Origin of the sequence: Methanobrevibacter millerae (genome assembly GCF_900103415.1) — an archaeon.
GTDB lineage: Archaea > Methanobacteriota > Methanobacteria > Methanobacteriales > Methanobacteriaceae > Methanocatella > Methanocatella millerae.
Genome location: NZ_FMXB01000004.1, coordinates 86,301 through 98,405 on the forward strand (window position 1 = coordinate 86,301; position 12,105 = coordinate 98,405).

The 12,105-nt window shown below is 36.9% G+C and carries 11 protein-coding genes; 5 read left to right on the forward strand and 6 right to left on the reverse strand.

Features of this window, described 5'->3' with window-relative positions:
* Positions 1–5 precede the first annotated feature (5 nt).
* From F3G70_RS03220 to F3G70_RS03230, 3 genes are all read right to left on the reverse strand, one after another.
* The gene (locus F3G70_RS03220; RefSeq protein ID WP_149731284.1) at positions 6–638 is read right to left on the reverse strand and encodes a hypothetical protein; all 633 of its coding nucleotides are present in this window, start codon (positions 636–638) and stop codon (positions 6–8) included.
* Positions 639–763: 125 nt separating this feature from the next.
* Positions 764–1,426: a hypothetical protein gene (locus F3G70_RS03225; protein WP_149731285.1), complete on the reverse strand. Its 663-nt coding sequence runs from the start codon at positions 1,424–1,426 to the stop codon at positions 764–766.
* A 247-nt stretch (positions 1,427–1,673) separates the two neighbouring features.
* On the reverse strand, positions 1,674–1,976 hold the full coding sequence (locus F3G70_RS03230; protein WP_149731286.1) for a hypothetical protein: 303 nt from the start codon (positions 1,974–1,976) through the stop codon (positions 1,674–1,676).
* Positions 1,977–2,096: 120 nt separating this feature from the next.
* On the opposite strand from F3G70_RS03230, the gene F3G70_RS03235 reads away from it, so the two are divergent.
* Positions 2,097–2,855: a DUF11 domain-containing protein gene (locus tag F3G70_RS03235; protein WP_149731287.1), complete on the forward strand. Its 759-nt coding sequence runs from the start codon at positions 2,097–2,099 to the stop codon at positions 2,853–2,855.
* Between the two features lie 34 nt (positions 2,856–2,889).
* Here the strand turns inward: F3G70_RS03235 and F3G70_RS03240 are convergent, their stop codons facing one another.
* Complete coding sequence (locus F3G70_RS03240) at positions 2,890–3,435, reverse strand: GNAT family N-acetyltransferase (RefSeq protein ID WP_149731288.1); 546 nt, start codon at positions 3,433–3,435, stop codon at positions 2,890–2,892.
* Between the two features lie 108 nt (positions 3,436–3,543).
* On the opposite strand from F3G70_RS03240, the gene F3G70_RS03245 reads away from it, so the two are divergent.
* From F3G70_RS03245 to F3G70_RS03255, 3 genes are all read left to right on the forward strand, one after another.
* Entirely contained in the window at positions 3,544–4,902 is a 1,359-nt protein-coding gene (locus tag F3G70_RS03245; protein WP_223165990.1) for an MATE family efflux transporter, read from the forward strand.
* Between the two features lie 162 nt (positions 4,903–5,064).
* Positions 5,065–6,003, forward strand: coding sequence for an alpha/beta fold hydrolase (locus F3G70_RS03250; RefSeq protein WP_149731290.1), 939 nt, complete (start codon positions 5,065–5,067; stop codon positions 6,001–6,003).
* Positions 6,004–6,178: 175 nt separating this feature from the next.
* A complete protein-coding gene (locus F3G70_RS03255; RefSeq protein ID WP_149731291.1) occupies positions 6,179–6,778 on the forward strand; it encodes a class I SAM-dependent methyltransferase in 600 nt (199 codons plus the stop codon).
* Between the two features lie 73 nt (positions 6,779–6,851).
* Here the strand turns inward: F3G70_RS03255 and F3G70_RS03260 are convergent, their stop codons facing one another.
* Both F3G70_RS03260 and F3G70_RS03265 read right to left on the reverse strand, forming a co-directional pair.
* A complete protein-coding gene (locus F3G70_RS03260) occupies positions 6,852–8,717 on the reverse strand; it encodes an MSCRAMM family protein (protein ID WP_149731292.1) in 1,866 nt (621 codons plus the stop codon).
* A gap of 295 nt (positions 8,718–9,012) precedes the next feature.
* Positions 9,013–11,274 carry a hypothetical protein gene (locus F3G70_RS03265; protein ID WP_149731293.1) on the reverse strand — a complete coding sequence of 754 codons (2,262 nt, stop codon included), beginning with the start codon at positions 11,272–11,274 and terminating at the stop codon, positions 9,013–9,015.
* Positions 11,275–11,704: 430 nt separating this feature from the next.
* Here F3G70_RS03265 and F3G70_RS03270 point away from each other — a divergent pair, with 430 nt between their 5' ends.
* Positions 11,705–12,085, forward strand: a complete 381-nt coding sequence (locus F3G70_RS03270; protein ID WP_149731294.1) for a hypothetical protein — start codon at positions 11,705–11,707, stop codon at positions 12,083–12,085.
* The last annotated feature ends 20 nt before the right edge of the window (positions 12,086–12,105 follow it).

Genomic DNA, 12,105 nt, shown 5'->3' on the forward strand with positions numbered 1-12,105 from the left:
GTTATCTATGATTTTTGCACATCCTCTGTAGTATAACAGCCGGCATCTTTTTCTTTAGCTTTTATGACTTGAAATTCAATGATTTCATTCAAAAATTCTTCATTTAAATCCATGTTTGAATATTCCTCTATTACTGCTTCAAACATCAGTGCTCGCCTCATCAAATCCGCTTTCGTTAACTTCAGGTTCACGTTATTGTCACTGTCAATCATTATATCGATTAATTCAACGGCTTTTTTTCTTATTTCGATTGCGTTATCCACATCATTGACATCATCACATGCCCATGCACAGTGAAGAAGGGAATAGAATTGAGCATCAACATCATTATTGTTTATCAGAGATTCACGGTAGAATATCCTGGACAAATTGTTTTCAAAATCAAAACCGTCACAGTTTTTATATGATTCAGTTTCAAGAAATTCCCTGTCAATAATTGGTTTTTCTTTGAAATCATGTGATACATATCCACAGTTATTGCATTCTTTAGTCCAAGTATTCATTGTACTTCTCATCATTTCAGGCGGCCTTAAATCCAAATCCTGTGCGCCAAATCTGTTTGTTGACATTAAGTTATATATTTCCATCTCATTTTCACATATTGGACATTTTACTTTTACTGGAAAAATCTGAGTCATGTTATCACCTTGTGTATAATGTGTGTTTTAATAATATTTAAAGTTGATGCGTTTCCAATATTTCCCAATGAAAAATACCAAATTAAATTATGCGCTAAATTATCAACATTAACGGATTTAAGTTATTAGTAGGGCATTCCCCCAACTGAACCGTCTTTGTAGTATACCTTATGGTTTTCATAGTCACAGTATTCTATTTGATCGTTTAGATAACTTGATTTTTCAGGATTTGTATGTACATCACTGTCCTGGCTAATTTCAGCCGCTGTTCTTTGTTGTGTTTCCGGTTGTTCTACCATACTAACTTCTTCTGTGTTTATTTGCTCTACAGTAAGATTCTTTGTTTGGTTTATCTCTTTTATTTTGATTGAATCTGCCATTTTTATTAATGTTTCTTTGTTATTTCCCATTAATTCAATTTTTACTCCATTACCAACATCTTTTGTTACTTTTAAAATCCCATCATTCATGTTTTCTATTGTTAAGTTTCCAACATGTTCAGCATTTGCATCTTGTCCTGCTGTTTCATTGAGGGATATGGTTATGTTAATTAATTCTTTGTTATTTCCAATATTTTTGATTACCAACGGTTTTTGACTCGCCAGTTCAAGATTTTCGACCGTTTGATTGTTTTCAAAGGCGGCAGTTTTTGGCACATCCATTGTAAAAGATCCAAAATCATGATTGACCAATTCTACTGTGTTAAATGCTCCGCTTGCAATTATTATTCCAATTCCCAATGCAATAGCTATTATAATTAATATTAATATTATATTTCTTTGATTCATTATTAATCCCCCAGTTATTTCTTGAAAAGCAAAACATTTATAAGATAAAGCATTTATTTTATAGAAATGAAAAATGATGTTCTATTAATCATTCACATATTTATTGTTCACTTTTTGAATTGAAGCTATTTTTGATTAATTTGTATTATCATATTCGTTTTACTTTTATATGTGTTTAATTTCAATTTTAAGATATAAAAGTTTCATTATATGAACTTTTGAAACATCTGAATTATTTGGTGAAAATCTATTTCTTTTCGTGATCCCAAGGATTGTCGTCAAACAAAGGTTCTCCACCATACTTTTCAAAGAACGCATCGTCCCATGTCGGATCGTAATTTTGGTATTCGCTTTCATCTTCCGGTTCATATCTCGGGCGATACGTAGTCTGTTTATATGTGGTTTTGCTATTTGTTTTTTGGCTGTTTTTATTATCGCCGGTTGCACAGCATAATGCAATGACGATAATGAAAAATATTACTGATAAAAATCCTTTTGCCGGCCCTAAAGGGTCTCCATAATATAAGGCGACAGCTACTAGATTGGACATATATCATATTGTGTATTAAATGTTATTAAAATGTTTCTATTTTTTTAATAAGAATTGATGTGAAAATATATATTTCAATAAAATCATAGTATTACCATCAGATAAGATGACGTGATTTAAATGAATAGAAAATCAATTTTCGCAATTTTTTTGATACTGATTGCATTATCACTGACTTTGGGTGCTGTGAATGCCGAAGAAGTCCTTGCGGATAATGAATCTGGTGATGAAAAACTGTCTGTGGATGAAAGTGCCGCTGCAGACGAATTATTCGGCGCTGAAGGAGATGGATCTCTTCAACCTGCAGCTTCCGGCGGCGATATAAACAGACCCGTAGCAGATTTAAGCGTGAGCATATGGCCAGTTGAATCAGAAAATGAGATTGTCTGGAGCATACTGGTACACAATAATGGACCGGATATCGCTTATAATACCCAGGTTACCGTCGAGGGTTCAGATAATTTAATCCTTGAAAATCCATTCAATACATCAACATTCTTACAAGATCCCGAAGAAGGTGTCAGTTTTTATGAATCCCAGGGCATTTTCGACAATCACAAATTAACATGGATTATTGGAGATTTTAAACCCGATTCTTATACTGAAATGTTTATCAAATCAGTAAAACAGGGTTCCGGCCAATATTATCTTAGGGCTTTTGCTGCAAGTGAAAGTGCTGATGATGATTTGTCACAGAATCAGGATATGGCAACTGTGGGCTATCCAAGCAATACCTCTCAAAGCGATTCAGTTAACGAAACATTCACCAAAAAAGATACTTCATCAGGCACCGAATTGCCTGCCACGGGCAATCCCTTTGTTGCTGCATTGTTTGGGTTAATGATTATTGGCGCTGGCGGAATCAAAAGAAAACTTTAAGGAAACATTTTTGTTTCCATTACTTTTTTTAAAATTAATTCTCAGAAATTACAAGTTCCATATTATACATTCCCCTTTTCAGAAAGGACTTTTTATTAAAGACCTTAAAGCCCATACTTTCATATAATGCCTTTGCTTTGGGATTTCTAAAGTCAGCATCAAGAAGAACTCTCCTATAGCCATTTTTTCGGGCGTATTCAATGACATCATTAATGACTTTCGTCCCATAGCCCTTTGACCTCTGGCTTTCATCAATTGCAATTTCGGCGATGTATAAGTCTCCCTTTTTGATGTCACAGATGACAAAATGATCCAAAATATCAACGATTAGAAGTTTTAAGGACTTGAACGATGTTTTAGGCTTTTTTTCTTGTGTGTAAATCATAAGCATTCCAATAATATTGCCGTTATCATATATTACCTTGATGCATTCGTCCTTTTTTAGGCTTTTTGCAATGGCTGAAACGGCCTTTTTTCTTGAATCGAAAAGCTTATCGAAAGTCCTGAAATCCACGTCGTATCGGTAAGCCGCAATCAGTTCCGCATCATGAATTTGTGGATCGAAAGTCACGTATTCCATATTTTATCTCCAAGCACAAATAGTAAATTATCTGTTCAAATCATCTAAATAATTTTCCATAATTCACGAAAAAATTAATTATCATTAATGCCAAAAATATTAACAGTTATGAATCACATCAGAGACATTCAGGAAAATCCTTTAAAATCCGTTTTCCTATTAAGCATACCGATAATCGCAATACTGTTCCTTCAAACATTATACAGCGTGATTGACTCTTTCTGGATTGCAGGATTAGGTCAAAGTGCAATAATTGCCGTAGGCTACGTGCTTAGCTTATGGTATATCCTCCAGAAATTAGGTGAGGGAATCGGCAGATCGTGCAATGTCCTGATTTCAACTTCCTTCGGGGCAAACGACTACGAAAAGGCAAACAACATTGCCTGTCACGGCCTCATCATAATTCTTATATTGGCTGTATTAATTCCAGTAATGTTTATTCTGCTAATCAAGCCAATCTGCATTCTGGGCCATCTGGAGCAGTACAGCGATTTGATAAGTGATTACTTTTTAATACCATCCATTTTTATTGTTTTTGTCCTTCTAACCAATTATTTTGCAGCCATTTTAGGAAGTGAAGGGGATACGAAAAGAGCCTCATTAATTGTCATTTTCGCAAACCTGATTAACATCATACTGGATCCGATACTGATTTACGAATTCAATTTCGGGATTTTCGGAGCGGGACTGGCAACGACCGCAAGCTGCATGATATCTTTTGCGCTCTTTTATTATCTCTATTACGTCCGGGGCGATGTAGTCGTAAGAGCCGACAAGAATCATTTCAGCTATGATATTAAAATATTCAAGCAGATTATAAAGCTTGCTGTTCCTCTAATCATTAATGGCTTTATCATTTCAATTTTTGGCCTTCTCATAAACTATTCCCTCCATATTTTCTCAAATCCGCTGATTTCATTCGGATATGTGGTGCTTCTTAGAATCCAGACCCTGTTGTTCACGCCAATTCAGGGGGTTTCACAGGGAGTCTGCATCGTTACTGCACATTTAACCGGCGCTAAAAGGTTCAATACCCTTGCATATACGCTTAAAAAGTCATTGATTATAATTATGATTTTTTCAGCTGCCTTCGCAGTGATATATCTTTTTTCATACCACCACATCGTATATTATTTCACGGACAATGCCGATGCAAGAAATGCTATCGGAAGCATTATAGTATTCAGCATCCTGAATTTTCTTTTGCAGCCGGCAATCAGAATAAGCAACTATGCATTCATAGGACTGGGAAAAAGCATCTATACCCTTTTCAGCCTATTTCTTAACGTGTCCCTTTTTGTGGTTTTCATGTTGATTGCCACGTTAATATTCAACTCACAGGAGTTCGGCATCTTCATAAGCGTTATTCTGGCAGATGTTGTGCAGCTGGCAATCATGCTCCTTTTGGTTCAGCGCTCCATTGGAAGATGCATTGAAAAGGAAAACAAATCTTTAACCGTTTGCTGAATCAAATTGTATTTAACATTTTTCGCATCAAGCCGTTTCACGTTTGAATAGCTATCATAATAACAAATAACTTTAAATGAAATTAATTAATAGATTAATATATAAAGACACTGCGAAGTAGTTAAATGCCGGAAAGAAAGAAATTAAGATAAGAGGCAGATTATGAAACTTGAAAGCTTTCAATATAAAACACAAGACAACAGCATTATCAATTATTATGAATCAGATAACGACAATCCGATATTATTGATGATTCATGCTCAGGGTACGAATGCAAACAGCTATTCTGAAGTTGCAAAGGACTTATCCAAAAGATTCCATTTAATTTTAGTTGACTGCTACGGGCACGGGAAAAGCTCACACACCATGGAAAAATACAATATCGTAAGCCAGGGAAATGACCTCATTGAATTCATCAAATCAAAGACAAGCGAAAAGATATCCATTCTTGGCCATTCCTCAGGAGGACTCATATCCTCTTATATCGCTTCAGTTTCGGATGTCTGCTGCAATCTGATACTGGAAGACCCTCCGCTCTTTTCAAGTTGCGGAGAAAAAAGGTTTAACTACTATAATTTCAAAGACCTCTCCACATGCTGCCACAACTTCATTAATCAGGACGAGGAAACAGATTTTGTATATTATTACTTTATGAACCAGTACGCATGGAACTTTTTCCCGGAAAGTTCAAGGGAAAAAATCAGAAGCAAAACCGGCAAATCCGCACTTAAATACAGGAAAAAGCATCCCGACAAAAACCTCAAGGTCATGTTCTGGCCGAAGAAATTCTTACAGGCATTCAACGGACTGCAAGATTACGATCCATACTTCGGAGAAAACTTCTACAATGACTCCTTCAACTGCAATATAGATTACAGAGAACTTCTTTCAAACATCAAGTGTCCGACGTTATTCATGAAGGCGAATACCACAATAGCTGAAGACGGACTTATCCAGGGCGCCCTAAGCGACGATGATTTGAAACTGGTTACAGACCTTATTGAAAATATAAGCGTTGAATATTTCGACTGCGGACACGGCATTCATGTTGAAAAGAAAAAGGACTTTGTAAAAAGCGTTATTAATACATTAGAGGGTTGATTGGGATTAAATGAAATATACATTTTCCCAGATATACATCACCATTGAAAAATTAAAGTGATTTTTTCAATCGTTAATTATCGCACTTCACCAAATGATTTCTGCATCTTGAAGACATCGCAGAATAGCCATTTATATCTAATTTGACTTATTTTAAGTAGGAGAGTGATTTTAAATGAATTCAAAAGAAAAAACCAAAGAGCATTTCAACGAAACTGCAGGTGATTACAACAATTCAAGTGACGGGAAATTCGTCGAAGGGATGTATGACGTTTTAGTTGAAGAGATTGAAAAATCCGAATCCGGAAAGATTTTGGACGTGGGATGTGGAAACGGAAACCTCTTCACATTACTTCCCGAAAACAAATACGAACTCTATGGAGTTGATTTTTCTCAAAACATGATTATTGAAGCTAAAAGCAAGTGCAGAAATGCGAAATTCAGCGTTGCCGATGCCGAAATGCTTCCTTTTGACGATGACAGCTTTGACATTGTAGTGTGCAACGCCTCATTTCACCATTATATCCATCCTGACCGGGTTCTTGAGGAAATGCACCGTGTCCTAAAGGATGGAGGAAAACTGCTGATAGGAGATCCATATATCCCAACGGGAATCCGGGGCGTGATGAATGTGATGCTGAGGTTTTCACACAGCGGCGATTATCATATCTACGGATTTGAGGAAATGGAGAACTTATTAGCGGAAAATGAATTGATGCCAGTTTCATCCATTAGAACGGGACACCGCACTGCTTTATATATTGCGGAAAAATAGCTGCAATAATAGAAAAAAAGGTATGAATTTTGTAGAATAAGCTACAATTATTCATACAATGCTGTTTTAGATTTTAGCCCAACATCCCAACTTCTTGCTGGACAAAGTAACCGTTATAATATGTTTTGACTAAATGACGGTCTCTATCAACAGGAATATTATTGAAACCTGCGATTCCATCAGCATTGGTGATTTTTTCATAATCACTGCCGTCAACATTGAATGTTACCTTTTGACCGGCATAGGGATTGCCGTTGCCGTCCAATATTTTAACGCGATAATCCAAACCATGAACTGAGCCCCAATATTCTTTCGGAGTTTCATCCAACCAGTCAATGAAAGTATTGTATGATTTCGGCATCAATATCGTATTCAATACCTTAATCAGATTGGTAACCGTATATTCACCGTTTGATGATGTAATGTAATAGTATCCCGGAGGCAAATTAATATTCAAAGCTGCTATTCCATCAGCATTTGTTGTTCTTTCATATTTGGCACCGTTAACTTCAAAAGTAATTACCTGATTAGGAATCGGATTGTATGAACTGTCAACAAGTTTTGCTTCGAATTTTGATGCGTTCCTGTAGTACTTGACCAGATCATCGGTATAGAGATAAGGTGTTACCCTTATATGGTTGCTTACAGTACAGCCGTCATTGGTGTTTACGACAGTGATAATGTAGTCACCCGGAAGCAGATTGATGTTCAATTTGGCCTTTCCGTTTGAATCAGTGGTCTTGTTATAGATAACGCCGTTGATGTTCATCATCAGTGTGCAATTGGATAATGCTTCACCTTTACCGTCAATTGCCTGAACCCAGAATTGTGAATCGTTTTTATAGATTTTAACCAAATCCTTTGACAATACTGAAGGCAAAACTGTTATATTATTGCTAATCTTATAGCCGTCATTGAGATTTTCAGTGGTTATAATGTAGTTTCCTGGATGCAAATTGATGTTGAGTTTTGCAACTGCGTTTTCATCGGTTGTGCGATTGTAGAACACACCGTTGATATTGAATTGTACGGTCTGATTTTTCAATGGGTTTCCCTGACCGTCAATGACACTTACAAAGAACTGAGAATCGTTTTTGTAGATTTTAACCAGATTATCTGCCTTTAATGTTGGAAGGATTGTAATGTTGGATTTGTTTAAGCATCCTGGTAATGAAAGCAATCCGTAGAACGCACTGTCAATGGTATAGTTTCCAGGATTAAGATTGAGAGCCAAGCTGACTTTTCCGTTTTCATCAGTGATTTTATCATATATCTTTGAATTGATTCTTAATCTAATTGTCTTATTGGCCAGCGGCCTGTTTAAATCATCCAGAAGGGTGATGTTGTATCTAGATCCGTTCCTGTAATACATTACGAGATTTTCATCTTCCGGCCACAATAGTGTGAAAAGGGAAGGTATCTTGAATTGCATGTTCTTATAGGTGGCGTTTGAGAATATTTCATCACCGCTGTAGTAGCAATCAAATGAATACAGGCCTTTTTCAAGATTTTTCAAATCATAAGTCAATGAGCCGTTTACCAAATCAAAGGTTTGATTTTCTAAAAATGAGAATACAATAAAGCCTTGTGCTGTGGAATTTGCCCTTAAAATCAGTGTTGCGTTTCCATCAAGAGTCCTGTTTGCTATGCTTACCTGCAGATTTGGATTTAGCCTGGAATCATCACCAATCGTTGCTGTTGAGTTTAGAATAATCTCTTCGCTGAGATTTTCGTTATTTTCATCATAAACTCCCTGGTAAAAGAAATCTTCAAGCAAATAAAAAACCGTTGGACCAGTATAGCGCGGAGTGGAAGGAGTCAATTCCTTAAATTCCAAATCGCCGTAATTTACTTGTGTGACATTATCATTAGCCGATACATGAGATATCAGGAAAAATGATAACAATACTATTAAAATTACATATCTTTTCTTAATCATGTAACTTAATTTATGCATTATGTAATATAAATGTTACTGTTTATTGCATAAAATTATTTCCCGAAAGAATTTTTAGATGAAAGATGTAGATACATGCTAAAAAAACAAGCTCTTTTTATAATATTATATCATTTACTATAAAATAGCTATAATAAAACTGCATAATACATTAATTAAATATCATTTAACGAAGCCTTCATGCAATTAAAACAATACAAAAATTTTGCCGGCAGGCGGCATTTACATCAATTAAAAATGTTGCAAAAAATCAAAAAAAGTAAAGGAAAAAAAGTGATTATCTTCTCCTATATGCTCCAGCGGAACCTAACAGAACAGCCAGAACACTTAAAAGTAATATTATGGGGTTTCCGGTTTCCTTCATGGCAATTGGCTTCTTTGAATTGTCCGGAGAATCTCCTCCAAGAATAAGTACCGTAGTGTATGCCGCATCGTAATCGAATGCCGTTACGGTGGCCAGGCCATACTCATTGCCGTAAAGGTAGGCGACCGCCTTCCCATTAACCCAGTTGACGGTGATTGACTTTTCTCCATTGAAGCTTCCCTTATCCGTTGAGAATGTGATTCTCGGTCCGCTGAAGAACAAGTCTGCGTCGGGACTATGGTCAAAGCCCAATGAATCCATGTAAACGTCGGCGATGATTTTTGAGTATTCGCCGTAGTTTATAACTGCCGGATTTGAGTTCACGCGCAGAACAAGCCAAGGGTTATAAATAATGGTTCCATTGGTGTTTTTGAATGCTGAATCGGCAGGCCTTGAATTGGTTCCCCACCAGTTGAACCTTGCGTCGACGTCTCCTGAAGTCAGGCGGTCCATATTGGAAAACATTGTGTCGAGGAAAGGAACTATTTGGGCACTCATATTCCTCAGCTCCTCTTCAGTGTAGTTTTCAGAGCCCGGCTGTGACTTTACTAGCAGATAGGCCAGCTCTTCAGTGGAAATATCCGGATCGATTCCGTATGATTCCAGAAGGAAGCGTTTCGTGCTGTCCTTAATGACATTGTTTTTCAGATTGACGGCACGGTTGTAATGTATGGTGGTGGATTGCATTACTGCCGCAAAGCCCGTTTCAACGCCGGTTCCCTCGATATTATTGCCGAATACTGAGAGATTTCCGTTGATTTTGAAATCGGTATTGTTGAATACGGATTCGATAATATCGAAAATTTCATCAACCGTTGCGTTTTGAGGAATTGTGACGTTGAAATCACCCATATTGATGCTTAGGGGAACGCCGGTTATGAAGGTCGTTCCTTCGCCCGGAATATCATAGAGGAGATTCTTGTTGATTGCGATATTTCCCAATGCCATGACACTGATTCCTTTGCTTTTCGGGGAATTCAGATTGGTTACGTTGTTTTGCGAAACCTCCATATATCCTTCAAAGTTATTGTAGTCTATGCATTCGCCGGAAATTCCAATGATTGAACCGGATGAGTCAATGCCGCTCACATTATTGTCTGAAACGTATAAATCTGCACACCCAACTCCTGAAGCCAGAATTCCCGTTACTTTGGAATTAGGGCCTGAAGCCTTGAGGTCATTGACGTTAATGTCATGGATGAATGTATCAGAGCTTTCATTCTGTCCTATGGTAACTACAGAAACCCTTATTCCGGTTATTGAAGCATTTTCAGAATTTCCCGTGGAAAGCTTTGTGATGTTCAAACCGCAGACGTGTGAAGTGGGCAGGGTGCTGTTCAGCGCAAAAATGTCGATGTTAATGCCCCTGACCTCAACAGGAGCCATGATGTTTTCGGCGACGTTTTCTGACACGTCAAAATCCTTTAAAGAGTCGAAAACCGCCGCAGCCCTTATGTCAATACCGCAGGCAGATGCGTTGGCCGATTCGATATTTGAAACGTGATTGTCAGTTACGATTACATTCAGGTCTTCTGGACTCAATCCGGTTCCGTTTACAAGGATTCCCGAAGCCGTTCCGTTTTCCCTTTTGTTTTTGATGTTGGTAACGTTGTTCTGAGATACAATCGGATTGAATGCCATTACTGAAATTCCGGCTTCATTCATATCGGAAATGCTGTTTCTGAGAATCTCTATGTTGCTGATTACCGAAATGTTCAGCTGACCGGAGCTGTTTGAAAGCGTGAACACTGCCAATATTCCAATATTTCCTCCGGATAATGTATTGTCTGTGATTTTACAGTTGCTGGCGTTTACTGAAATTCCCGTTCCGCTGCTGTTGGAAACGACTATGTTGAATCCTGAAATTGACGTGTTGTTTGCAGTTGAAAGGATGGTGAAAGCGGCGTTATTTGAGTTGAGATTAGCATTCTGTCCAATAATGGAAACTCCCTTGGAAAGGATGAGATCTTCTGAATAATCGCCCTCCTCAACGATAATGGTGCTTCCTTCAGGGGCGCTGTCAATGGCTGACTGGATTGAATCTCCAGGAGCGACCGTGATTTGACTGCCATCGGCCAGAACGCTATCGGTGCTGTTGTCCATGGCCGAAACCGAATTTAAACCAGTAAAAAATAAAATCAGCAAAAACAGTAAAAATATTTTATTTTTTATCATTTTTAATACTCCCCATTTAATCTTTTTTAAAAAAACATTAAACATTCATATAATTCTATTTTATCAATACTATTATAAGTCTTTTGCTATTTTCAAATCAGTCAAGAATGGCTGTATTTCACATAGACTTTATTTTGATACGCCTAATATTTTTATGAGTTCTCTTAAAGTCACAGATGCGAAATAATGAATTTTATCCAATATTTCGGCCAATAATTTCCGAAACTCTGGATAGGATAAATTATAACTTCGTTATAAATGTGATTTGTTCACCATTAATTAAAATCATAATATGGATTCGATAACAAATTTTTTGATAAGTTTACAGTGGTTAGCTAAAAATAAATTTATTGTTAAACTGTATAATTTAAATACTATAAAGACTAATTAATTAATAACCTATAAAAAAATTCTCAGATAGGTGATAAAAATGGATAACAAAAAACTAAAAATTTTGGCAGGTTTAATAATATTGATTTGTGCGCTTACCGTTGTAACCGCCGTAAGCAGTGCCCCAACTGCAACAAATGATGACAAAAATACTGACGAAAACTATACTCTGGAGATTAACACCAGCGGAAAATGGAGACTGGACCTTGTAGTTGACGGAAACTATTCCTCCTGTGAAGCTGAAGGTTCAAAAATAATCAACTTGAACACGACAGATTTAAAATACGCCAGCGTAACACTTAACCAGAAAAGCGGACCTACAGACGTCTTCATAAAGAAAGGCAATGAAACCCGCCACGAAGACCATTCAAACGGTAACGGCATAGAAACCATCTATTTCTATTTTGAAGAAGGCAAGTGATTAACTTCCTTCAATTATTT